This window comes from Aquimarina brevivitae, from assembly GCF_004216895.1.
GTDB classification, from domain to species: Bacteria; Bacteroidota; Bacteroidia; order Flavobacteriales; family Flavobacteriaceae; genus Aquimarina; species Aquimarina brevivitae.
Window position 1 is genome coordinate 1493821 of record NZ_SGXE01000001.1, and the last position, 24992, is coordinate 1518812.

Genomic DNA, 24992 nt, shown 5'->3' on the forward strand with positions numbered 1-24992 from the left:
AGGGATAAAATAACCGTATTTTTGCGGCTTCAAAACCAACTACCATGACTGAATTTGTAAGAAAAAGAGTGGCAAATGCCAAAAATGATATATTATCCGGTTTAACGGTTGCCTTAGCTTTAGTGCCAGAAGCCGTGGCTTTTGCATTTGTTGCGGGTGTGGATCCATTAGTGGGATTGTACGCTGCATTTATGGTAGGATTGATAACCTCCATATTTGGAGGACGTCCAGGTATGATTTCTGGTGCAACGGGAGCATTAGCAGTCGTTATGGTGCATTTGGTAGCAGAAGGTAATGCGATGGGGGCTCCTGGAGAAGAACTTGGATTATACTATTTATTCGCAACTGTGATTTTAATGGGGGTGATTCAAATGATGGCAGGTGTTTTTAAACTCGGAAAATTTGTACGATTGATACCGCACCCTGTAATGATGGGATTTGTGAACGGATTGGCCATTGTTATTTTTCTTTCTCAACTAGGGATGTTCCAAGAGACTAAAAAGGATGTTTTTGGTAATGATAAATTTAACACCGCTTCCGTAGCGGCTCAATACACTATCAAAGACAATACAGTATATGATGCATCAACGGATATGAAGGTGTTAACACGAAAAAACAATACACTTATAGATCCCGCTACCGGAACTGAAAAGTATATCATTGATCAGGGACAAGTATTTGATATCGCTACAAAAGAGGTAGTCTTTAATTTTGACGACGCAACTAATAAGATTTATTCTATTGAAAAAAAGGGAAAAGCAAAATCCTGGTTGCCAACCAAAGAACTGTTGATGATGCTTGGCTTAGTGTTTTTAACCATGCTTATGATGTGGGGACTGCCTAAATTGAAATTTACCTCTAAATTACCAGAAGCTTTAATCGGTATAGTGGTCGTTTCTGCCATTGTTATTTTAGGAAAACTAGATGTAGCAACGGTTGGTAGTTTTATACGCGACGGAGGGGGAGAAGGACTACAAGGTGGACTACCGCAGTTTCAGCTAGATATATTTAGTAAAATTCCTATGAATTTAGAAACCCTTAAGTTTATAGCACCTTACGCCTTGATATTGGCAGCGATTGGGTTAATTGAGTCGCTCATGACCTTAAACCTTATTGATGAGTTAACAGAAACCAGAGGAAATACCAATAGAGAATGTCTTGCCCAGGGTGGTGCCAATATCCTTACCGGTTTGTTTGGTGGTATGGGTGGATGTGCTATGATAGGACAGTCCATCATTAACATCAAATCTGGCGGAAGAACTCGATTATCGGGGATTGTAGCGGCAGTTACCTTGCTGTTGTTTATTTTATTTGCTTCAGGTTTGATTGAACAGGTGCCCATTGCTGCTCTGGTAGGCGTAATGTTTATGGTGGTTATCGGTACGTTCGCCTGGTCTAGTTTTAGGATCATCAGTAAGATTCCGGTCAGTGACGCCATTGTTTTATTGGCGGTATCCCTGTTAACTGTTTTCTTTGATTTGGCTATTGCCGTTATAACAGGGGTTATTATGTCAGCATTGGTTTTTGCCTGGGAAAATGCAAAACGAATTCGAGCACGAAAACACCTCAAAGAAGATGGTACTAAAGTATATGAAATTTGGGGGCCTTTATTTTTTGGAAGCATTCAGGCTTTTAATAGTAAATTCGATGTTCAAGGAGATCCCGACCGTGTAGAAATTGATTTTATGGAATCTCGAGTAAGTGACCATTCTGCCTTAGAAGCTATATGGGCTTTAGTAGGTAAATATGAACAAGCTGGTAAACGGGTAAAAATAAAGCACCTTAGTGAGGAGTGTCAAGAACTTATGATCAAAGCTTCTCCTAAATTGGCAAGCGTTATTGAGCATAATGTTGATGATCCACGCTATCACGTAATGGCAAAAGCAATGGAATAGGGCTTAATTTTTGCGCAGAATATACAAGCTTTCATTGAGGCACTCCGATGGTTCTGGTGCATCGTGTGTAGGCGCAAAAGTAGCTAGGGTTTCCAATTCACTAGATTGTTGTAAGATAGTATAGTCCTTTAAATTTTCATAAAAAGATAATGGTGTGGTTTGATGCATAAAAGAATCATTCAAGTCATTATTTGCATTGAAGTAATCAAGTAAACGTTGATAGACAGCTGTATTTTCAACCTCAGGAAGATAAGAGACACTACCAATTAGATCTCCGGATTTTTGTAATGCTTTAAATACGGCAAAAATCTTATCTCGCGTTGCTGGACTTAGAAAAAATAAAACACCCTCTAAGAGTATAAAGTTAGGCTGGTTATCCAGTAAGGAGCTTATCTTGGATACAATCTCTTCTTGGGGTTGCAAATTAAAATCGAGACTGATATACTTCGTTGTTCGTTGAGGTAACTTATTTTTTTGAGTCCATTCGACAATTTTACGTTCCTTAAACTGAAGAATACTCTCCTTGTCAATTTCTATAGTTAAAACGTGGTCAGGTAGCATATATTGGTACATACTAAACCCCGAACCAAAATTAATCAACGTTCCTTTAGTATGCTTTTTAAAAAAATCGTGTAACTGCTCAAAGAAGAATCGATTTCTTACGCAGTGCATAATTGCTTCGTGTGGAGAAACGTTGTCTAGAATGTCGGGCAGTAGCGCTGCAGTTTTTGGGTTATGCCAAAGTTTAGCATAAGGGTCTTTACTGATATTTTCAAATTGGGCTCGGTAGTGAGATACGATAAAAGCGGTTTCGTGTATTTGCATAAAAAAAGATCTGTTAAAAAACAGATCTAAGATATGAAATCTATGTAATAGTATTCTATAAGCCAGTTACCTGTGTGGTGTCTTTAGGTAACGTCATCTCTTTGTTCAGTGTACCGGCTAATCTCGTATTCTTTTTTTCATCAATGGTAAAACCATTTTTGTCCATTAGTTCGTTGTAAAAATCTTCCTTAGTTTTTAAAGCAACACCTTTATCCTCATTGATAGTAATATCAAATTTATTTACAGATACTAAAGTTTTGTAAAAATCGTATTTAGTAGGAGTTGTTTTAGTTACTTCAGTGCTGGTTTCATTTTGAATTTTTGCTTCTTGAGCAGTTGCACTTAAACTTAAAAATACTAAAGAGATAAAAACTAATTTTTTCATTTTGGGGCTTATGAATTAATTATTACTGATGCGAATATATATGTAAAATATTTGTTAAGAAAATGATTTTTAAGGTTTTAGATAAAAACACAAAATTACCGATGAACTACACAAAAATTACGGCTGAACCGTAAAAAAATACACATTTTACATGTATATTGCTGAATGTAAGACAGTTGCCCTGTGTTTTAATCACAAAGTGTAGCGCTTACTTCGTTAGCGTCATCAGTAGCTGTTTCTACGCTTACGTTAGTATTGAAGAGTGTAAATCGATCTAGAGCATGGTAAGAAGACCTAGCGGAAACTTCCATGGTGTATATCCCTGGATTATCAAAAACCACAAAGATTTGATGCGGATCGTTGTCACTGGTTTTTGCTTGCCATTTCCAGCTACCAGTTCCATTAAGGTAAATCTTAAACCAACCATCTTTACTGGCGCCATTTGGATTAGGTGTTTGTCCGGTGCCTTGTGGATAAACCGTGCTTTGATCTTTTTGACCGTAGAAATCATCAGCATCAGCAAATCGTAACCATGAGTCATTGTGTTCGGTGCCTGAAGTGCCTTGAGCTATTCTAGATCTCCATAAAAATCTATACGTACCCGGGTTGTTAATTTGAATTTTATAGGTTAGTAGTCCATTTCCAGGATTATTTAAGGACTGATCGCCTTTCCAAATGATATAATGCGTGCCTAAAAATTCATTGATAGCTGTCTCTTTTTGCCAATCAGATAGATTAGGGTTGCTTTCAAATTCAACCGTTATTAAACCATCTTTTTCTTCGTAGACGATGTTTTCGGTTTCATTGCAGGCGATTGGATTTAAGCCGTCGTTGTCGGAAGCTCCATCATCAGAACTACACGAGAATAGTGAAAAAAGTAGAGAAAGGCTAAGACCAATAGTTTGAAATTTAGTAGACATAGGTAGGTGTGTTAAGATTATAGTTTGATACTATAACGCACTTTTTATGTTTACAGTATCTGGAACTAATCCTGTAACGTCTCCTCCGTGTCTAATAACATCTCTAACGATAGAAGATGATATGTAACTCTTACCAGATGAAGTCAATAAAAATACGGTTTCTATCTCGGACATTTTTCGATTTGTATGTGCTATTGCTTTTTCGAATTCAAAATCCGCTGGATTTCGAAGTCCTCTCAAAATAAAATTAGCATTTTGCTCTCTACAAAAGTCCACAGTTAGACCTTTATAGGTTTTAACCGAAATTTTTGGCTCATCCTTAAAAGCTTCTTCGATAAACTTTTTTCTATCCTCCAGACTAAACATATACTTTTTATCCGCATTAACGCCAATGGCCAAAATTATTTCGTCAAATAAGGTAAGTCCTCTTCTTATAATATCGTAATGGCCTAACGTAATTGGATCAAAAGAACCCGGAAAAACTGCTCTTCTCATAATATAAGGTGTGAAGTTTTAATTAGCCAAATGTACAAAAAGTAAAATACTAGCCTTAGGCTTCTTTAGAAATCGCTTCCTCAATACTGTTGGTAATCAACTCCTGTATACTGATACCTAAGACTGCCGCCTGCTGAGGCAATATACTAGCTTCTGTAAATCCTGGATTGGTATTCATTTCAATAAAATGAGGTTCACCCTTATGAAAGATAAACTCACTTCTTGAAAAACCACTCATTTTGAGGGTTTTATAAATCTTTAGCGCAAGTTGTTTTACATTTTCTTCGTCCTGCTTGGAGATCCTTGCGGGAGTTATTTCCTGAGATTTTCCTAAATATTTGGCTTCATAATCAAAGAACTCATTTTCAGATACGATTTCAGTTATAGGTAAGACCAAATCCTTACCCTGATAAGTAATTACGCCTACGGATACTTCTGTTCCATCTAAAAAGGATTCGATAATAATTTCATCATCCTCTTTATAAGCTAGTGCAATAGCCGGTTGAAGTTCTTCTTTAGTTTTTACTTTAGAGATGCCATAACTACTTCCGGATTTATTGGCCTTTACGAAACAAGGCAATCCAACCCGCTCAATAATTTCATTTTCATGAATAGCATCACCTTTATTTAAAAAGTAATTTTTTGCTGTTACGATTCCATAGGGCTTAAGGGCGCTAATACAATCTCTTTTATTAAAGGTAAGTGCGGCTTGATAAAAATTACAAGCGGTTTGTGGAATCGCTAACAATTTAAAATAGGCTTGTAGTAATCCATCTTCTCCTGGGCTACCGTGAACTATATTAAAGGCAGCATCAAAATGAACTTTGTTTCCGTTAATCAATACGGAAAAATCATTCTTATCGACCATTACTTTTTCCTCCGATTCATTTACATAGTACCATTTTTCTTTGGTGATAAATATGCGGTAGGGATTGTACTTTGTTCGATCAATGTGCTTAAAAACATTATTTCCACTTTTAATGGAGATATCAAATTCACTAGAGTATCCACCCATTAAGATGGCGATATTTTTTTTCATAAAAATAAATTACTACCTCACAAAAATATCATTTATCCCATAACAAATTATTATAATCAGGCGTTTTTATATCTTTGCCCGATACATAATTAATAGGATGAATTTTTTTAAGGGACTATTTAAGTTTATTTACAGCAAGATTTTCTTAATTCAACTGGTACTAGCTATTGCGCTTACGGTGATTATTGGGTTTGTAGCCCTTCAATGGTTGGATAGCACCACTAATCATGATCAACGAATTCAAGTGCCAGATCTTAGCAAAATGTCTATCGATGAAGCCAAAGAAGTATTAGCTTCTAAAGAGTTAAGGCTTAAATTAAGAGAGGATTCTGCAAATTTTAATCCCGAATATCCACGATATAGTATTATTGATCAGGATCCCAAAGGCGGAAGCACCGTAAAGGAAAACAGAAAGATTTACGTAACTCTAAATCCATCAGGTTATCAAAAAATAGAAGTGCCTAATGTGGTTCAACAAACCAGAAGGCAAGCAGAGCCTATGCTCATTGCTTCAGGTTTTAAAATTGGTACGGTGACCTATAAGCCAGATATGTCAGATCAGGTTTTAGAACTGAGATATAAGGGTCAAAAAATAAAACCGGGTATTATGCTCGAAAAAACATCCACTATCGATTTGGTTGTTGGAGATAACGGTGGGCAAAAACTCAACCTTACTGAGGAGAATCAATAGGTTGCAACACTCTATATAAAAAATAAACATGTCACAGGATAGCCAGAAAGAGGATTTTGATGAAAACGATGATGAGCTTTATGAACATTATAAGTTTGTAGCAGGAGCAGGACAGGTGCCGCTAAGAGTGGATAAGTTTTTGATGAATTTTGTTGAAAACGCTACGCGAAATAAAATACAGCAGGCAGCTAAAGAAGGTTGTGTGTATGTTAATGACGTGGCGGTTAAATCCAACCACAAAGTAAAGCCCAATGATGTAGTTAGGGTGTTGTTTTCTCATCCACCTTATGAAAACCTATTAATCGCAGAAGATATTCCGCTTGATATTGTTTATGAAGATGAGGTTTTATTGGTGGTTAATAAACCAGCAGGTATGGTGGTGCACCCAGGCCACGGTAATTATTCGGGTACTTTGATCAATGCCTTGATTTATCACTTTGATAACTTACCTAATAACAGTAGCGAGCGCCCTGGATTAGTTCACAGAATAGATAAAGACACCAGCGGATTATTAGTTATTGCTAAGACAGAAGAGGCGATGACGCATCTGGCTAAACAGTTTTTTGATAAGACCAGTGAACGAGAGTATATCGCTTTGGTGTGGGGAAATATAGAGGAAGACGAAGGCACCATTGAAGGTAATATAGGCAGACATCCTAAAAACCGTTTGCAGAATACGGTTTATGAAGGAGAAGACGCGTATAAGGGTAAACCAGCCATAACCCATTTTAAAGTATTGGAGCGATTAGGCTATGTTACTTTAGTTTCTTGTCAATTAGAAACAGGAAGAACGCACCAAATAAGAGTGCATATGAAGCACATTGGGCATACATTGTTTAATGATGAGCGGTATGGAGGTGAAAAAATATTAAAAGGGACAACCTTTACCAAGTACAAGCAGTTTGTTGATAATTGCTTTAAAACATTGCCTAGACAAGCATTGCACGCCAAGACCCTAGGCTTTATCCATCCTACTACGAATAAGAAAATGAATTTTGAGGCTCCAATTCCCGAGGACATTGCATCTTGTGTTGAACGTTGGAGAAATTATGCTAAAAACCAAATAGAGCAATCTTAGCATTTTTTGCAATTTAATGTATACACTTGTACCGCAAGCATTTAAAGCTGATTAAATAATTTTTAAAATAAATCTTACTTCATTCGTCTAGCGATAAAAATTAATGTACATTTGTTGCTTTAATTTATTATAATGAACAAAGGAACAGTAAAATTTTTTAATGACTCCAAAGGTTATGGATTCATCACAGAAGAAGGATCAAACACAGATCATTTTGTACACATCTCAGGATTAGTGGACGAAATTAGAGAAGGAGACGAAGTAGAGTTTGACCTACAAAACGGTAAAAAAGGATTAAACGCAGTAAATGTTAAGGTAATTTAATATATACGAATTAATTTTTTTAGTACAACCTGCTTTGCAAAAAGCAGGTTTTTTTTATGCTTTTTTTTAATCAATTTCCATACACATTCTATTCAGCAGAGCTTGATATCAACTTAAAAGCTATGTTTTTTTTAGAAATACCTTGATGTGGCTAAGTTAGTAACGCTGTGATAAGATAGATAAATGTGATTCTTACATAAAAAAGCTTTACGCAAAACATAAGCTAGAAAAAAGAACAATTGTATTTTTGAACTTAGAATCCTATAGTTTTTTATACTATTTAGAAAAATAAAAATTACAGCAACTATGAAAATCGTTATATCTCCAGCTAAATCACTTGATTTTGAGTCAGAATTGCCAACAACAAGGGGTACTCAGCCTCAATTTTTAGAAACTGCAGCGCAGATTAATCGCAAGCTCGCTAGGATGTCAAAGCAAGAAATTGGTGAGTTAATGAGTATTAGCGATAAATTGGCGGATCTTAATTATACCCGCTATCAAGATTTTGAAGAAAACCATACTAAAAAGAACTCCAGACCCGCCGTATATGCCTTTGATGGCGATGTTTATACAGGTTTAGATGCGTATACTATTCCGACAGATAAATTAGATAAACTTCAGGATACCTTACGGATTTTGTCCGGGATGTATGGCATACTTAAACCCTTAGACCTTATTCAGCCCTATCGACTGGAAATGGGGACCAAACTACCAATTGAGCGTAATGATAACCTATATGAAGTTTGGAAAGAGGAGGTAACCAAAGCTTTAAATAATGAATTGGCAGATGATGAGTTGTTTATCAATTTGGCTAGTAACGAATATTTCGGAGCGGTGGATACCAAAAAGCTAAAAGTTCCTGTTATTACGCCCGTCTTTAAAGATTGGAAAAACGATAAGCTAAAGGTAATTAGTTTTTATGCCAAAAAAGCTAGAGGTCTTATGGTGAGATACATTATCGATACTAATGCAGAGACCATCGAAGATCTTAAAGGTTTTAATTACGATGGTTATGGGTTTAGTGAGGAGTACACCAAAAAGAAAAACGAACTTGTTTTTGTAAGATAAACGGCCATTGAGATTGCTTTTTCTTTCTTTCTAAATTAGTATCTTCACGCGTCTAATACGCAGAAGATGCAAAAGGTAATTCATATATTAGATCTAATCAGTGCTAAGATTGGGCAAGCGGCCAGTTGGTTTGCAGCATTAATGGCGGTTGTCATTGCCTTGGATGTGGTTATACGGTATGTATTTAGGTTCACCTATATGTGGATGGTCGAGGTAGAGATTTACTTGTTTGGGATCTTGTTTTTATTAGCATCTGGCTATACCTTTCAGCACGATAAACACGTTCGAGTAGATGTTTTTTATAATAAATGGTCACCCAAGCGAAAAGCCTGGACAGACCTACTTGGTGGGCTATTCTTATTAATTCCCTGGTGCTATGTGGTGATTGTATCGTCCTGGTATTATGCCGTATCTTCATTTTTAATTGGCGAAGGTTCTCCCCAACCTGGTGGATTACCAGGAATTTATGTCTTAAAGTTTTGTATTACACTTGGGTTTAGCCTACTACTATTACAAGGGGTATCTCAAATATTAAAATCACTTCACATCATTATTAAAAAGGACTAAGTGGAATATCTCGCTATTGTATTATTTGTACTCATTTTCATACTTATCCTACGGGGTTATCCGGTAGCTTTCACATTAGGAGGTATTTCCATAGCATTTGCGTATGGTGTTTCCTTATGGGCGCCAGAGCTCTTTCAGATGTCAACATTTTATTTGCTTCCCTCACGTATTATGGGCGTAGTAAATAACTATGTGTTAATGGCAGTGCCTTTGTTCATTTTTATGGGGATTATGTTAGAAAAATCAGGGCTGGCCCAAAGTTTATTAGAAACCATGGCTATGATGTTTGGGCAGGTGCGCGGAGGATTGGCCATTTCGGTTGTGATTGTGGGTGCTTTACTGGCAGCCTCTACGGGTATAGTTGGGGCAACGGTTGTGACGATGGGGCTGATCAGTTTACCGACGATGCTAAAAAGAGGCTATAGCACAGAACTTTCTACTGGGGTAATCGCTTCTTCAGGAACCTTAGGGCAGATCATACCGCCTTCAATCGTTCTGGTATTATTGGCAGATACGATTAATAGTTCTTCTAAGGGGTCTTCTTCAGTTGATGTAGGCGCCTTATTTTCTGCAGCATTACTACCTGGTTTATTGTTAGTGGGTTTATACGTGCTCTATATATTATTTAAATCATTCCTTAATAAAGAAGATGCGCCTAGCATACCCGCTGAGGAAATTGCGGAATTTAGAGGGAAAAATTTTGGGCTTAAAGTACTCAAGGTGTTGTTTTTACCGCTACTGCTTATTGTATTGGTATTGGGTTCAATTTTTACAGGAGTAGCTTCTCCAACCGAAGCCTCTGCGATTGGTGCAATTGGTGCTACTTTACTGGTGATATTGCAAAAAAAGTTTTCCTATGCGGTGGTAAAAGAAGTGGTACAGGAAACGGCCAAATTAACCGCTATGGTATTTTTTATTTTGCTTGGTGCTACGACCTTCACACTCGTATTTCGAAGTTTGGGTGGTGATGCCTATTTACGAGAATTGATTGTTTCATCAGCACTGTCTCCTATGTTATTCTTGTTGTTGGTTATGCTAGTGGTGTTTATCGCTGGTTTTTTTATTGACTTTATTGAAATTGTATTTATTATAGTTCCAGTAGTAACCCCAGTTTTCAATGCACTGGGCGTGGATATGTTATGGGTAGGAGTATTGATAGCCTTAAATTTGCAAACTTCCTTTTTGACACCTCCTTTTGGGTTTGCTTTATTTTATCTCAAAGGCGTTACGCCTCCAGAAGTGACTACACGTCAAATCTATAGAGGGATTATTCCCTTTATAATTATTCAATTACTAATAGTAGCCATTGTGTTATTTTTTCCGGAGGTAATCCTGAAATCATAACCTATAAATGAAAATCCTATGTTTAAAAAAATAGCGCTCCTTATTGTTTTTTCAGTGGTATCCAGTTGTTTAGGAGATCCACCGGCAAGTATGAATCCTAAGTCCTATGAAGCGGTTAAACCCGAAACCGTTTTGTATTGGAAAATGACCACCACCTGGCCACCAAACTTTCCGGTACTTGGAGAGGTGGCAGAGAAATATGCGCAGTGGGTAGATGAGTTAACCAACGGACAGATTAAAATAAAGGTGTATGGTGGGGGCGAGTTGGTACCGCCATTGGAGGCTTTTGATGCGGTATCTCAGGGAACCATTGAAATGGGATGTGGTGCGTCCTATTATTGGGCTGGCAAAACCCCAGCGGCACAATTTTTTGCCGCAGTGCCTTTTGGGATGAATAGTCAGCAGCTCACTGCTTGGTTAGAAACTGGCGGCGGGTATGAACTGTGGAAAAAAACCTACGCTAAATTTAATCTGGTACCTTTTATGGGGGGCAATACAGGAGTGCAAATGGGGGGGTGGTTTAATCGCGAGATCAATTCTATCGAAGATTTTAAAGGTTTAAAAATGCGACTGCCCGGTATAGGAGGCAAAGTATTAGAAAAAGCAGGTGGAGCAGCAGTATTAGTGGCAGGTAGTGAAATCTATACCAGTCTAGAACGGGGTGTTATTGACGCTACAGAGTGGATAGGTCCCTACCATGATTATAGAATGGGTTTTCATAAAATTGCCAAGTATTATTATACGCCAGGATGGCACGAACCGGGCTCTCAATTAGAATTTTTTATCAATAAGAACCTCTTTGATGGATTGCCTAAACATCTGCAAGCAGCACTAGATGCGGCTTCTAAGAAAGCACAGGTATGGGTGTTATCTGAGTTTGATAAACAAAATGGAATTTATCTAGATAAACTGGTCAATGAAGAGGGTGTTGAGGTACGCGAGTTTTCTAAAGAAACATTAGATGCGCTCCGCAAGTATAAAGAAGAAGCTATACAAGAAATGATTGGAGACGATCCGCTATCCAAAGAGGTCTATGAAAGCTACTCAAACTTTCAAAAACAAATAGCGAAATGGTCTAAGGTTACCGAGAAAGCGTATTATAATAAGATTCAACAATGATAGCACCATAAGTTTTATTTTGGTGTTTTATATGTTAAAATTATTACATAACTTATCCAAAACAAGTTGCGAAGAAATTATCTTATCTCTATCTTCGCAGCGAATGTTCGCTAAAATTAATATAATACACTTTTAAATAACATACTGTAACACCATGCAAATTAAAAAGGTTTTAGTCGCCAATCGTGGGGAAATCGCCATTAGAATTTTTAGAGCCTGTACAGAAATAGGGCTGCAAACTGTAGGGATTTATACCTACGAAGACCGATACTCTTTGCACCGGTATAAAGCCGACGAAGCCTATCAGATTGGTAAAAATAATGAACCCTTAAAGCCGTATCTGGATATTGATGCGATCATCAAAGTAGCAAAACAAAATAATGTGGATGCCATACATCCTGGATATGGATTCTTGTCTGAAAATTCAAAATTTGCGCAAAGTTGTGAGGATAATGGAATCATTTTTATCGGACCTAAGGTTTCCGTGTTAAAGGCCTTAGGCGATAAGATTACCGCAAAGCAAGTAGCGATAGAGAATGATATCCCAATTATTCAAAGTAATAAGGAGGAATTAACGGACATAAAAATCGCGGTTAAAGAAGCCAAGCGTATTGGTTACCCAGTGATGCTTAAAGCAGCTTCTGGTGGTGGAGGTCGTGGTATGCGCGTCATCCGTACCCAGGAGGAATTGGAAAAAGCCTTCCCAGAATCTCGTAGAGAAGCCTTAAATGCATTTGGTGATGATACGGTGTTTCTTGAAAAATTTGTAGAAAACCCTAAGCATATTGAAATCCAAATTGTGGCGGATCACCATGGTAATATGGTACACCTATTTGAGCGTGACTGTTCCGTACAACGTAGGTATCAAAAAGTAATTGAGTATGCGCCATCACACGGCGTTGATCAGAAGATATTAGATAGCTTATACCAATATGCATTGACCATTTGTAAAGCGGTGGATTATAATAATATTGGTACGGTAGAATTTTTGGTGGATGATGATGGTAGTATTTATTTTATTGAAGTAAACCCTAGAGTACAGGTGGAGCATACCGTAACCGAAGTGGTAACCGGTATTGATCTGATCAAAGCACAGATCTTTATTGCCGGGGGGTATAAACTATCCGACAAACAAATCAAAATAGAAAGTCAGGAGAGCCTGAAAACAACGGGTTTTGCCTTGCAGTGTAGAATTACCACAGAAGATCCTGAAAATGATTTTAAACCAGACTATGGAACCATAACTACCTATCGTAGTGCTTCAGGATTTGGGATCCGATTGGATGCAGGTAGTGTTTATCAAGGGGTAACCATTTCTCCATTCTTTGATTCGATGTTGGTTAAAGTGTCAGCTAGTGGTAGAACCTTGGATGGTGCGTGCAGAAAAATGCGTAGAGCCTTGTCTGAATTTAGAATCCGTGGGGTAAAATCGAATATGCCCTTTTTGGATAACATTCTGCAGCACGAAACCTTTAGAAAAGGAGCAGTTACCGTTAACTTTATCAGAGACACCAAGGAATTATTTAAAATAAAAGAATCCAGAAACCGAGCTACGAAACTGGCCAACTTTTTAGGGGATATTATTGTTAATGGTAACCCTGATGTCAAACAATTTGACCCGAACAAAAAGTTTGTAGAGCCTCAGGTTCCTACCTTCGAAAATGATAACGGTTTCCCTAAAGGAACCAAAGATCTATTAACCGAACTAGGACCCGAAAAGTTTGCGCAGTGGTTAAAAAATGAAAAGAAAGTTCATTTTACGGATACTACCATGCGCGATGCCCATCAAAGTTTATTGGCTACGCGTATGCGTACTTATGATATGCTCAAAGTAGCCGAAGGTTTCGCTAAGAACCACCCAGAAGTATTTAGTATGGAAGTGTGGGGAGGAGCTACCTTTGATGTATGTCTGCGATTCTTAAAAGAAAACCCGTGGGAGCGTTTGCGCTTGTTGCGCGAAGCAATGCCTAATCTCTTGCTACAGATGCTAATCCGAGGATCTAATGGGGTGGGATATACGGCCTATCCAGATAATCTGGTGGAAAAATTTGTAGAACAATCCTGGGAGAACGGCGTAGATGTATTTCGAATTTTTGATTCGCTTAACTGGATGCAATCGATTGCACCTTGTATCGAGCACGTACGCAAGCGCACCAATGGACTAGCAGAAGGTTCGTTATGTTATACCGGAGATATTTTGGATCCAAAACTTACTAAATATACACTGGAGTATTATGTACAACTGGCTAAGGATATCGAAAATGCCGGTGCACACATTTTAGGGATTAAAGATATGGCTGGGTTACTTAAGCCATATGCAGCTTCGGAGTTGGTAAGTGCATTAAAAGCAGAAATTAATATTCCGATCCATTTACACACCCACGATACCTCTTCGGTACAATCTGCAACCTATCTCAAAGCGATTGAAGCAGGAGTAGACGTGGTGGATGTAGCCTTAGGCGGACTGTCTGGATTAACAGCACAGCCCAACTTTAATGCAATTGTGGAAATGTTGAAATTCCATGAGCGCGAAAACAAGATCGATATTAATAAATTAAATGAATACTCTCATTATTGGGAAGCCGTGCGCGAGTATTACTACGTCTTTGAATCTGGATTAAAATCCGGTACTGGCGAGGTATACCAGCACGAAATTCCAGGAGGACAATACTCCAACCTTAAACCACAGGCAGAGGGACTCGGGCTATCCGATCGCTTCCACGAAATCACTAAGATGTATGGGGAGGTGAACAAGCTTTTTGGAGACCTGGTTAAAGTAACGCCAAGTTCCAAAGTAGTAGGTGATATGGCGCAGTATTTAGTAAGTAATAACTTAACTATCGAAGATGTAAAAGAGCGAGGAGAGTCAATATCTTTCCCTCAGTCGGTAGTGAGTTTGTTTAAAGGAGAGTTAGGTCAGCCAGAAGGTGGATTTCCTAAAGAATTACAAAAAGTAATTCTAAAGGACCAAGAAGCCTTTACCAACCGACCTAATGCGCATCTAGAACCTATTGATTTTGAAGAGGAGTTCAAAGATTTCCAAAAAACTTTTAAAAAGGGAATGGGACGTGAGCTGGATATTACCGACTTCTTATCTTATAAACTCTATCCTAAAGTATTTACAGGTGCCTATAATCACCACTTGAAGTATGGTAATGTGATGAACATTCCTACCAAGAATTTCTTCTACGGCATGACCCCGGGAGAAGAAATTATAGTAGAACTGGATAAAGGTAAGATCTTATTGATTGAGATGATTTCTATTGGAGAGCCTAATGAAGAAGGTATGGTCACCGTATTCTTTAAGGTCAATGGGCAAACCCGAAATGTAGAGATTCAGGATAATTCCATCAAAGTAGATAAGGTAGTACACGTTAAGGCCGATAAGAGCGATCCGAAACAGATTGCTGCGCCACTACAAGGATCCTTATCCTCGGTGTTGGTCAAAACAGGTCAGCAAGTAAAGAAAAATGAACCGTTGTTTATCATTGAAGCAATGAAGATGGAAACCACCATCACTGCCAATGAAGCGGCTACGGTAAAAAAGATCGTTATTAAATCAGGCACTATGGTAGAAGCCGATGATTTGGTACTGACATTGAAATAAAGCATTCACTTTTATAACATAATGGGAAAGTCACAGCGCTATACCGCTGAGCTTTCCCATTTTTTCTTGCTTAGTGACGAACGCTTTTAGAGTTAACAATCGATCCAATAAGGTAGTAATCAAAAAACAATTAGCTTTGTAGCTAAATAATACTATAATGGAAATAAACGAATTGGTGTTTTTATTTCTACGTTGTGAGTTATTAGAATAAATAATGGACAGTTTCAAATTTGTATCAGATGATGCATTCTATATCTGGGGTAGATGTTTCAGTTTTCAAGGAAAAGTTCTTTCAGGTGAGGTTTCTAAAGATGAAGAAGTAATGATTCAAACCAAAGATGGATTATTGTACGCTAAGGTGGACCTAATAATTAAGTTATCGGATAGGAAGGTCATAGAAACATCCATTAAAGGAGAACGAATAGCTATAGGACTTCATAAATTTAGTAAAGAGGAGTTAAACAATATCGAGAAAAATTTTAATTCTGAGGTTGACAAAGAACCATTGACTACTGAATTTTTAGGTGTGGAATACCCTATTCATATACATATCTCAGACAAAACATAAAACAAAACATGTTCGGGCTAAAGAAAAAACGAGACTATTCAGCAAAGGAAATTCTAACGCAACTTGATAATTGTGCCGAAGAATTCACATTCCCTATGTTGGACAACGGATATATTTACCCGATTCACTCTAAGCTAAGTGCTTACCGTAATGAAAAAAGATGGGCGTTGATAATTGAGATTATAGGATTTAATTATCGTGGTGGTGGACACAATGGCATTAACAACTGTTTGCACATTTTTGGAAACTGTATAAATACAAATCCAGGAACAGATAACGCTAATTTTCTATTTATAACAGACAATAGCTCCGACATTCCAACTTTTGATGATGAGTATGAAGAAAGCTTAAATCCAAACGCAAAAACTATGACTTTACGTGGTAAAGAAATCTTAATTACTCATAGTCGAGAATTTTACTTGAACAAAGGGATTGAACTTGAGGAAAGCGACAAGATTCTGGTTTGGGAATTTTTAAGAGGGTTAGAACCTGAATTCAATAAAGACTTCGAAGCAACAGAAGAAGAAATTCGAGATAGAATACCAACGGATATCCCTAAGATTCTTGAACTAACTGAATGGTTCCATCCTGATTGTGCTGATTCGGAACTACCCAGTAACAATGAAACTTTTCAGCAAATTGCAAAAGTCTTAGAAACTGGACGAAAGGAATTTTATAAACCCAAAAATTCACCTAATAATCATTGGAAAAATTGGCCTGATGGGGGAGCGCTTTAAATTAAAGCCATTGGGAAAATGTATATGTCATATATCCTGGAATGTGAATTAAGAAGTTAAGAGCAATTTACAAGAAGCACCAAATCGTTCATTTGGCTTTTAAGAATCAATAAATTAAAAACAAAATATAATGTTCTGGCTGAGTATAAAATTGAAAGTTTATTAATTTCTACTACCCCCAATACACTGCGTCTCCTGACTTATCGAAATTGTTATTGAATGTAACTCTCATAGCTGACGCCTAGTGCCAAGGATAGCTACGATTTATGATAGTAACCTTTTGAATATCCTATTTATTACTATTTTTAACTTAATCATTCGCTAACTCCTTAAAGCTATCAGAAGATAGTGAAAAGCGAATGATGGCACTACTTTTGTTTAGGTAAAATAAACCTAATCGGTCAAAAAATACGGTCAGGTTAATGAATAGTTTAATACAAACTAACATATGATGTACAGATATTTAATAATGCTCAAAATACTGGTGCTGATCGGTGTAACCGCTCAGGCTCAAGAGGTAAAGGTGGATAAACCCTTTCCGCGAGGCTTAGATAAAGGACTTGTATTTAACATGTTACTTGAAGGATTTTTAGACCGGTTTACTGATGCCGAATTTATTGAAGAAAATTCATTCCGAAAAGTGTATAAGATGATACCGTACCTAAAGGATATTAAAGAGGTATATCTTTATTTTGATAAGGACGGCGAAGAACCTTTATATGAAATGATTTTTGTTTTTCACGAAACTGAAAAAGCAAAGGAAACAGCCCTCAAGTTATACGGTTCTCCAAACTACAACGATACGGAGTGGAGGATGAAGTACAAATATTTAACACTCTGGAGCTGGATCTATAAAAATAAAATGGTGTTGGTTGGTAATTCTTATAACAGCAACCACGAATGGACAGATTCATTCAATTGATCAAAATTAATATAGCAAGCAGAGTGCTACCTGCTGGTGCGAGCATCTTGCTCGTACGCCAATAGTTATCAATTATTTTTTTCTAGGGGTAGAAATATTCGGTTGATATTTACTAAATTTAATATCCAAAATTATGCTACAAAGCATTCAACGCATGGGTTGCGCCTAACTAGCACATTGAATTAACTAGCGAAAAAATGCAAATAACACCTTTTTTAACCTTCGTAGGGGATCAATGCGGAAAAGCTGGGGAGGCCATAGACTACTATACTTCTATCTTCCCGAATTCTGAAATTAAGCGCATTAGTAAATATGCTGAAGGAGAAGCCGGTGGCACTCCTGATCTCATTAAATATGCACTAGTTAGCTTAAATGGAACCGATTATATGGTTTCAGAAAGTAACTATACTCATGCCTGGTCTTTTACTCCTGCAGTTTCACTTTTAATTAGTGATGATTCTAAAGCATTGATCCAAAACCTTTTTGAAGAGCTTTCCTCAAACGGGGGTCAAATTATGGTGCCTTTGGAGGACTATAAAGGAGAAGGAGATTATGGTTTTGGTAAAAAGTTTGGCTGGTGTGCGGACAAATATGGCATTTCGTGGCAATTTATTCTTGCTACATAAATCGAAGTGATATGGTACACGATGCTATGGAAGGTGTTAAAATAACTATCAACCGCATCAGCAACGCAGAGTATACAGAGACCTCCACCTACGATTATCAAAAAACAACTAGCTTTGTAGAAAAATAATACAACGGGAATAGACATTTGGGTGTGTTTATTTCTACCTTAGTAGTATTTGCTCAATAATTAAAATTTGAATGACTAAACCTAAATCCAAAAGGTTACTTCTATTAGTGTTGTTCTTAGGAACAGTACTCTCCTTATATTTTGTGCCGTGGCCGGTGGTGATTGCTCGGATAACGCCACTCCCAACTACAGTTCAGGAGCAAGTGAATACTGCAGCGGACTATGGATTTGAAGGCATTATTGTTTGTGTACAACAAAAAGGCAACCCATCAGAATTGTATGTATCTGGCTATAAAAACCGAGAACAGAAAACCCCAGCTGATCCCAATGCACTTTTTAAAATAGCAAGCGTCGGTAAACTGTATACAGCCTTAGCGGTAGCAAAATTGGTTGCTGATGACAAATTAGCCTTGGACAACACACTTGCGTCCTATTTGCCCGAACTAAAGGATAGAATAGCCTACGCTGATCAAATAACCCTACGCATGTTGGTGCAGCATAGAAGTGGAATTCCTAATTTTACTGATGGCTATAGGTATTGGGATGCACCAAAGAAAACCACAGACAAACAATTGGCTTTGATTTTGGACAAAGCAGCCAATTTTAAACCCGATGAAGACTATGAATATTCCAATACCAATTATGTATTGCTTGACAGCATCATCCATCGAGTTCTTGGATATGATACCTTTGATTATATCCAAAAAGAGATTTTAGATCCACTACAATTAATGCATACGTATAGTTCAATAAAAGAGGTGAATATTGATGCGGTTATGAGTGGGTATTATGTGGGTTATAAAAAGGATTTGAAGACCGAATATGTGGGTTCCATCCTAGCAACTGTAGAAGACTTGAGCAAATTTATCCGTGCTTTAAATGACGGCTCTGCCTTTAGAGACAATAAAGAACAACAAATCTATACCTCAATCTACAAGTATGAGCACACCGGATTAGTACCTGGATACCAAACTATAGCCAAATATCATAAGGATTTAGATGCGGTAGTGGTTCAATTTACAAACACGGTAGACTTTGAGGGTTACAATTGGGCGATGTCCGAAATAATGTATGATCGAATTGTTAAGCTATTGAAAAGCAATAATTGATCACGGTAGTGTGTACTTATAATAGTAATCATCATTAAATAACCTTCTCGCTAGTGTTTCTGACCGGGCTAAACCAATTACATCAAATAGGTAATAACTCAAGTCTGGCGTATGATGAACGAATAAGAAAAAGCTTTTAACTATAGTTGAAAAAAATAGGGAACGTAACATCTTAAAACCTCATAAATAACATTGATGAAAAACAAAGAAAAATATCTTCTAAGCACCCTAGCCCTAACAGTTTTAGGGTTTTTGACTTCTCGATGGTTTATGGATATATCTCTATGGCTAGTTGATCATCAACATGTGGATATTGTTGTAACCAAAATGCTTAGAATATTTACATCAGACCTTGTGTTTGCAGTGATTCTCGGTATGCTACCGTTACTCTTCCTAGTTGTCGATACGTTATGCGGTTTAAAATCTTTATCGCAAAGACTAATTACAATAGGATTCATTCTAGGTTTTGGCATTATCACTTGGCTATTTCGAATCGTACAGCTAAATACTGGTTTTAGGCAAATTTCTAAATATAATCTAGGCAGAGATACTGTTCATGCTTTAGATGCCGGAAGTCTTCAATTTAAGATCTTTTTAGTGTTTGGTTTTTTATTGGGAGCAGTTGTAAGTATATTGGTATTTCGAGAAAAAAATAAGAGAAGTGAAGATGATATTGGTATACTATAATATATGGAACTAATGGCTTCAGCGCAGCTCTTTTTTGCACAAAACAAACTTTTTTCATCAACTATAAGTGATTAGAGTAGCTCCCGTTTTCCTGATAAGAATTACAATATATAGCAGGTATAATCTTCAAAACGAAATCGCTTGTACTATATAAAATGCTTCTCTTAATGAGTATGCTATTATTCCTTTGTAAGGATTGTTATTTGGTTTATTACAAAGTAATAGTGTATATTTAACTCATCTTCACACATTTTCGCATACGCTCTAGGTGTATTTGCACAACAAACGGCTGTACACCATTTTATTAACAGAACCCATTAAAATCGAAAATGTATGGAAAATCAAAACATTAGTCAAGAAGAAGCAGCCAACCAAGTTTACGAATACGCTGCCAATCTTTTAGTCAACCAGAAAAAAAGTACTGCCGAAACTAAAAGTGCACTTATTGCACAAGGTTTAGATGAGGAAAGTGCGACTGCAGTGGTAACGAATCTCAGCCAACAAATCAAAGATGCTAAAAAAGAAGGTGCTAATAAAGATATGCTCTGGGGAGCAGTTTGGTGTGTTGGTGGTATTATAGCTACAGTTGCGGATATTGGTTTTATATTCTGGGGTGCTATTGTTTTTGGTGCCATTCAATTTTTTAGAGGAGTTGCTAATTCCTAAATATTAGTATAAAAATAAAATGAGTCATTTTTAAGGCCTTTCTTTCAAAGTCCTGACAGATTTGTAAACAAGTATTTATTTCAAGTAATCGTGTATATTTGTGCCTTATTTTATAAAAAATTTAGTAATAGGATATAGTTAATGAAAAAATTATACTTAGTAGGTCTTGGTTTATTAGTTTTCAATTTAGCATTAGCACAACAAAGAGGAGTCACAGATACGGGAGAAGAAGTGATCTTGTACGCTGACGGAACCTGGAAATATCAGAATAACCAAGAAGCAATTGAAAAAGAAATTCCAACAAATCCTGAGAAGTTCACAAAGGATGAAGCCTCTACTTTTTTATTAAAAAGTAGCAAGGTTAATGTAGGATTTTACCTAAACCCAAAACTGTGGTCATTTCAAAAAGCTGTTGAAAATCCTGAAGCTGAATTTGAATTTCAGTTAAAGGATGAAGATTTATATGGAATGATTTTATCTGAGAAGGTGGAAATTCCTTTAGAGACTTTAAAGTTTATTGCCTTGGAGAATAGTCGTTCAGTAGCACCAGATGTTAGTGTGGTCAAAGAAGAATATAGAAATGTTAATGGTTTGAAGGTACTTTTGTTACAATTAAACGGAACAATGCAAGGAATTAAATTTACTTACTATGGATATTATTTTTCCAGTAGCAATGGAACTATTCAATTCATCACGTATACTTCGCAAAATTTAATGGAAACATATAAATCAGCCTGTGAAAAATTGTTGAATGGATTGGTGGAATTGAATTAATTAGTTATTTGCTTTATTTAGATGGTAAGTACCACTAAACTAGTGCACTTAACTTGTTTAAAGCTATCCATATTGAATACCCCTAACTCGAAACATTATGAATGTTTACTTCACTGGCTTCTTTTTGATTTTTAGTGCGCTATTGTATTCTCAACAGTTTAAAAGAATTAAAGCGAAGCAGGGAAAAGATGAAGATTATTTTCGTTATCAAGATTATGCAGCTCCTGATAAACCTATAGGTGAACCAATTTTTTTAAAAGGTTGCAGCTGGTACTGCGGTGGTTCGGTACAAGTAATCAGCGCTTCTTCAGAATTATCTGAAAATAAAGGAATTACCTATTCTGCAGCTAATGCCCACGATTTTGATAAAAATACAGCTTGGATCGAAGGTAAACCAGGTTATGGTGTTGGTGAGTTTATCGAATATCATTTTGATTTTAGAGACCTTCAAGATTATAAAGGAGGACTAGGGATTACCAAGATATTGCTGGCTAATGGATACAAAAAGAATAAACAGGTTTGGGAGAATAACTCACGAATACAACAGTTGAAAATGTACGTAAATGGAGAACCTTACGCTGTTTTAAACTTAATTGATTCTTTTGAAATGCAAACAATCGATATAGGCACAATAAAATTTCCTTCAAATAAAGAAACTATTTTGAAATTTGAGATTACTAAAGTATACGAAGGCAAAAGATATAAAGACACAGCAATCAGTCTATTAATGTTTGACGGAATTGGTGTACATTAAAAATTTGGATACTCCAATTAAATTTTAATTGATAGCCGGTTGGACAAACCTATACCTTTATCATTACGCTGTAAAAAACAAAAAAGCACCTCCAAGAGGTGCTTTTTTAAAGCAGTGGTGTACTCCTAAAATTTGTATCCTAAAGATAGTTGAAACACATTGTTTCTTACATCAGGATCTTCTATTACGGTAGATATTCCGTGATTATATCTTACTTGGGCAAATAAATGATTTGTAATATCATAAGCAAATCCTATGTTTACTCCAAAATCGAAACTTGATGCCTCTGTATCATCATCACCCGGTATGTCTCTATCAAGAGATTTAATGCGATCCTTGGCTAAGAAGTTAAATTGTGGTCCTGCTTCTACACTTAGCTTTTCATATAAATAATACTTAGCGAGTAAAGGAAAAGACATATATTCTAATTCAATTTTATAGGTGTCTTGTACTTCAGAGCCTTGTCTAGAAAATAATAATTCGGGTTGAACTGAAAATTTATCACTTATTTTAAATTCTGTTACGATACCGGCGTGGACTGTGAATAAATTATTTCTGTCGGCATCTCCACCGCTAAGGTTGGCCACATTAAGCCCAAATTTTACCCCAAAATCTACCTCTTGTGCATTAGCGGACTGTGTTAGTCCTAAGACTGTAATGATTACTACTAATAAAAGTTTTTTCATACGTGAAATGATTTAGTTTTTAAAATGAGCTAACACCAAATCCATAAAACGTGCCAAAATTTGAAGCTTTACTGTTACAAATAAGAATAGGGCTGTTTTTCAGTAAATTATCTAAAGCAATTTTTTTACGTATTTATCGTAATATTGAGCGCTTACGAATTTTTGCCATCTTTTAGTCAAAACTTAGCTTTCCCGTCAGCGAGTGAGAGAAATCACTGATTTGGCTAAGCAACTCTTAGGTGTGTTAGCTTTGTATAATTATTCTTTACTTTTGAACCATACAAAAAGCAAGTTAACCTAATGGGTACGAAACCATCAACCAGAAACATATTTAAAAAAATAGGGGAGGTCATTACCAGTGATACGGCACGCCGGTGGATTCAAAAAGCCTTGATCTTGGTACTGTTCTCTTTAGTGGTCAATCACTTAGCCCATCGCGATAGCTTTCCGGATGGTGAATCCTATCGCTTTCCCGTAGAGGGGTTTGTATCTTCCATTGTCTTATGTATTGTAATTGGGTTTATTACATATTTTAATTTTAAAAGGTACCAGAACAAGTATTTTTTCAAAAAGGTGGAAGCAGCAACCATTATCAAGTTTATGGCTTCCACACTGGGGTATATTGTTGTTTTCTATATTCCAGTAAATCTTCTATTAAATGTAATTGTCGGTGCGGAGACAGAGTTTTATTATATAGTCATAGGTTTACTGATTACGCTGTTAGTAAGTTTTATTTTTATAGGATTGTGGTATGCGCAAGATATTTACGATTTATATCAATCGTCGATCAAAGACGCGGAACTCACTATAGCAAGTGGTGCCAAAATGACTAAGCTTACTTATGAAGATATCGCCTGCTTTTATAGCGAGAACAAAATTGTATACACGGTTCAAAATGATGGTGCCACCCTCACCACTGATTTCACCCTAAATGAGCTTGAAGAAACCATAAACGATCAATTATTTTTTAGAGCCAATCGACAAATGATCATTCACAAAGATGCTGTTGACCAAATCGAAAAAATAGAAAATGGTAAGTTACGCATTCGATTAAAAGCCTCACTTCATAATGATGCCATCGGGCAAATCACTATCAGTCGATACAAGCGAAAAGTATTTATGGATTGGTATACCTAAAATAGGATTAAAAAGCAGCGACCATTCAGTTATAACTTTAACACCATTCAGTAAAAAGCTACGTATTTAAAGGAGTTTTCAAAGGTTTTGTTCATTAATTCGCTTATCAATTAAAATCAAAAACAATGAAAACGATTACTTTAAAAAGTCTACTAATTCCAGTATGTACTACTGCTATGATCTGTTTGATATGGTTTGGACCGATCCATATCAGTTATATAGAAAATATCATCATTGCAATACTTATTATGATTGCCAATTATATAGAATATAAAGGAAAGGCATTTGAAGCACTCGGGTTGCAACGGGATAAATTTACCATTACAAATATCTTTGTAGTTGCGCCCTTAGTCGCTCTAGGGCTCTTTGCGTGTTATGTTTTTCTCATCGTACCCGGTATTACAGCTCTAACAGGAGTGCCTATCGATTACTCGAGTTTTGCACAGTTAGAAGGAAATTTGCGCGCATGTTTGATTGCTTTGGGGGTGGTGTGGCTTACCGCCGGTTTTGGAGAAGAAATTATCTTTCGTGGATATTTTATGCGCCAGTTGATAAAGTTTTTTGGTGAAAGCACAGTAAGCATAGTGCTGAATATTATACTATTGGCTTGCTTTTTTGGTTTTATGCATAGCTATCAAGGTATTACCGGGCAATGGGTTGCCGGGATTATCGGAGGGCTCTTAGCGCTGTTATTCTATTTGCGTAAATACGATTTGTGGTTTGTGATCGCGGTGCATGGATTTTTTGACACTTTTGCCTTAGTTTGTATTTATTTGGGCCTAGCATAATGCTATACTAAGATAATTTGACAAAGGATTTAGCATGAACTCAGGATGTTTTT

26 protein-coding genes are annotated in these 24992 nt (G+C 36.7%); 20 read left to right on the plus strand and 6 right to left on the minus strand.

The features are described 5' to 3' along the window. Positions 1 to 44: 44 nt before the first annotated feature. Positions 45 to 1895 carry a SulP family inorganic anion transporter gene (locus EV197_RS06535; RefSeq protein WP_130285918.1) on the plus strand — a complete coding sequence of 617 codons (1851 nt, stop codon included), beginning with the start codon at positions 45 to 47 and terminating at the stop codon, positions 1893 to 1895. Positions 1896 to 1898: 3 nt separating this feature from the next. On the opposite strand, the gene EV197_RS06540 is transcribed toward EV197_RS06535, so the two are convergent. The 5 genes from EV197_RS06540 to EV197_RS06560 all read right to left on the minus strand — a co-directional run bounded on the left by EV197_RS06540 (position 1899) and on the right by EV197_RS06560 (position 5559). Then, positions 1899 to 2720 carry a class I SAM-dependent methyltransferase gene (locus tag EV197_RS06540; protein WP_130285919.1) on the minus strand — a complete coding sequence of 274 codons (822 nt, stop codon included), beginning with the start codon at positions 2718 to 2720 and terminating at the stop codon, positions 1899 to 1901. Positions 2721 to 2775: 55 nt separating this feature from the next. Further along, on the minus strand, positions 2776 to 3105 hold the full coding sequence (locus EV197_RS06545) for a hypothetical protein (protein WP_130285920.1): 330 nt from the start codon (positions 3103 to 3105) through the stop codon (positions 2776 to 2778). A 188-nt stretch (positions 3106 to 3293) separates the two neighbouring features. Further along, positions 3294 to 4025, minus strand: a complete 732-nt coding sequence (locus EV197_RS06550; protein ID WP_130285921.1) for a hypothetical protein — start codon at positions 4023 to 4025, stop codon at positions 3294 to 3296. A 30-nt stretch (positions 4026 to 4055) separates the two neighbouring features. Further along, positions 4056 to 4520, minus strand: a complete 465-nt coding sequence (coaD, locus tag EV197_RS06555) for a pantetheine-phosphate adenylyltransferase (protein ID WP_130285922.1) — start codon at positions 4518 to 4520, stop codon at positions 4056 to 4058. Between the two features lie 55 nt (positions 4521 to 4575). After that, on the minus strand, positions 4576 to 5559 hold the full coding sequence (locus EV197_RS06560; protein ID WP_130285923.1) for a D-alanine--D-alanine ligase: 984 nt from the start codon (positions 5557 to 5559) through the stop codon (positions 4576 to 4578). Positions 5560 to 5656: 97 nt separating this feature from the next. Between EV197_RS06560 and EV197_RS06565 the strand changes: the two genes are divergently transcribed. The 17 genes from EV197_RS06565 to EV197_RS06645 all read left to right on the plus strand — a co-directional run bounded on the left by EV197_RS06565 (position 5657) and on the right by EV197_RS06645 (position 22328). Continuing rightward, a complete protein-coding gene (locus tag EV197_RS06565) occupies positions 5657 to 6250 on the plus strand; it encodes a PASTA domain-containing protein (RefSeq protein WP_130285924.1) in 594 nt (197 codons plus the stop codon). A gap of 28 nt (positions 6251 to 6278) precedes the next feature. Beyond that, the gene (locus EV197_RS06570; protein ID WP_130285925.1) at positions 6279 to 7328 is read left to right on the plus strand and encodes an RluA family pseudouridine synthase; all 1050 of its coding nucleotides are present in this window, start codon (positions 6279 to 6281) and stop codon (positions 7326 to 7328) included. A gap of 132 nt (positions 7329 to 7460) precedes the next feature. Further along, positions 7461 to 7652, plus strand: coding sequence for a cold-shock protein (locus EV197_RS06575; protein ID WP_130285926.1), 192 nt, complete (start codon positions 7461 to 7463; stop codon positions 7650 to 7652). Positions 7653 to 7958: 306 nt separating this feature from the next. Beyond that, positions 7959 to 8720, plus strand: coding sequence for a peroxide stress protein YaaA (gene yaaA, locus EV197_RS06580; RefSeq protein WP_130285927.1), 762 nt, complete (start codon positions 7959 to 7961; stop codon positions 8718 to 8720). A gap of 66 nt (positions 8721 to 8786) precedes the next feature. Beyond that, on the plus strand, positions 8787 to 9287 hold the full coding sequence (locus tag EV197_RS06585; RefSeq protein WP_130285928.1) for a TRAP transporter small permease subunit: 501 nt from the start codon (positions 8787 to 8789) through the stop codon (positions 9285 to 9287). Continuing rightward, positions 9288 to 10631 (plus strand): TRAP transporter large permease, encoded by a 1344-nt coding sequence (locus EV197_RS06590; RefSeq protein WP_130285929.1) that lies wholly within the window; start codon positions 9288 to 9290, stop codon positions 10629 to 10631. It abuts the gene before it with no gap. Positions 10632 to 10649: 18 nt separating this feature from the next. Further along, positions 10650 to 11750 carry a TRAP transporter substrate-binding protein gene (locus EV197_RS06595; protein ID WP_165389013.1) on the plus strand — a complete coding sequence of 367 codons (1101 nt, stop codon included), beginning with the start codon at positions 10650 to 10652 and terminating at the stop codon, positions 11748 to 11750. A gap of 154 nt (positions 11751 to 11904) precedes the next feature. Further along, positions 11905 to 15357: a pyruvate carboxylase gene (locus EV197_RS06600; RefSeq protein ID WP_130285931.1), complete on the plus strand. Its 3453-nt coding sequence runs from the start codon at positions 11905 to 11907 to the stop codon at positions 15355 to 15357. Positions 15358 to 15571: 214 nt separating this feature from the next. Continuing rightward, positions 15572 to 15925: a hypothetical protein gene (locus EV197_RS06605; protein ID WP_130285932.1), complete on the plus strand. Its 354-nt coding sequence runs from the start codon at positions 15572 to 15574 to the stop codon at positions 15923 to 15925. Between the two features lie 8 nt (positions 15926 to 15933). Continuing rightward, positions 15934 to 16662, plus strand: coding sequence for a DUF7003 family protein (locus tag EV197_RS06610; protein ID WP_130285933.1), 729 nt, complete (start codon positions 15934 to 15936; stop codon positions 16660 to 16662). Between the two features lie 448 nt (positions 16663 to 17110). Beyond that, the gene (locus EV197_RS06615; protein WP_130285934.1) at positions 17111 to 17584 is read left to right on the plus strand and encodes a hypothetical protein; all 474 of its coding nucleotides are present in this window, start codon (positions 17111 to 17113) and stop codon (positions 17582 to 17584) included. Positions 17585 to 17781: 197 nt separating this feature from the next. Continuing rightward, complete coding sequence (locus tag EV197_RS06620; RefSeq protein WP_130285935.1) at positions 17782 to 18210, plus strand: VOC family protein; 429 nt, start codon at positions 17782 to 17784, stop codon at positions 18208 to 18210. A gap of 199 nt (positions 18211 to 18409) precedes the next feature. Continuing rightward, complete coding sequence (locus EV197_RS06625; RefSeq protein ID WP_130285936.1) at positions 18410 to 19447, plus strand: serine hydrolase domain-containing protein; 1038 nt, start codon at positions 18410 to 18412, stop codon at positions 19445 to 19447. A gap of 195 nt (positions 19448 to 19642) precedes the next feature. Next, positions 19643 to 20134, plus strand: coding sequence for a hypothetical protein (locus tag EV197_RS06630; protein ID WP_130285937.1), 492 nt, complete (start codon positions 19643 to 19645; stop codon positions 20132 to 20134). A gap of 333 nt (positions 20135 to 20467) precedes the next feature. Then, positions 20468 to 20800, plus strand: a complete 333-nt coding sequence (locus tag EV197_RS06635) for a hypothetical protein (protein ID WP_130285938.1) — start codon at positions 20468 to 20470, stop codon at positions 20798 to 20800. Between the two features lie 141 nt (positions 20801 to 20941). Then, positions 20942 to 21574 carry a hypothetical protein gene (locus EV197_RS06640; protein WP_130285939.1) on the plus strand — a complete coding sequence of 211 codons (633 nt, stop codon included), beginning with the start codon at positions 20942 to 20944 and terminating at the stop codon, positions 21572 to 21574. 97 nt (positions 21575 to 21671) lie between these two features. Further along, complete coding sequence (locus EV197_RS06645) at positions 21672 to 22328, plus strand: NADase-type glycan-binding domain-containing protein (protein ID WP_130285940.1); 657 nt, start codon at positions 21672 to 21674, stop codon at positions 22326 to 22328. Positions 22329 to 22453: 125 nt separating this feature from the next. Here the strand turns inward: EV197_RS06645 and EV197_RS06650 are convergent, their stop codons facing one another. Next, positions 22454 to 23014, minus strand: a complete 561-nt coding sequence (locus EV197_RS06650; RefSeq protein WP_130285941.1) for a porin family protein — start codon at positions 23012 to 23014, stop codon at positions 22454 to 22456. A 300-nt stretch (positions 23015 to 23314) separates the two neighbouring features. On the opposite strand from EV197_RS06650, the gene EV197_RS06655 reads away from it, so the two are divergent. Both EV197_RS06655 and EV197_RS06660 read left to right on the plus strand, forming a co-directional pair. After that, entirely contained in the window at positions 23315 to 24151 is an 837-nt protein-coding gene (locus EV197_RS06655; protein WP_130285942.1) for a LytR/AlgR family response regulator transcription factor, read from the plus strand. A gap of 125 nt (positions 24152 to 24276) precedes the next feature. Further along, the gene (locus EV197_RS06660) at positions 24277 to 24939 is read left to right on the plus strand and encodes a CPBP family intramembrane glutamic endopeptidase (protein ID WP_130285943.1); all 663 of its coding nucleotides are present in this window, start codon (positions 24277 to 24279) and stop codon (positions 24937 to 24939) included. The last annotated feature ends 53 nt before the right edge of the window (positions 24940 to 24992 follow it).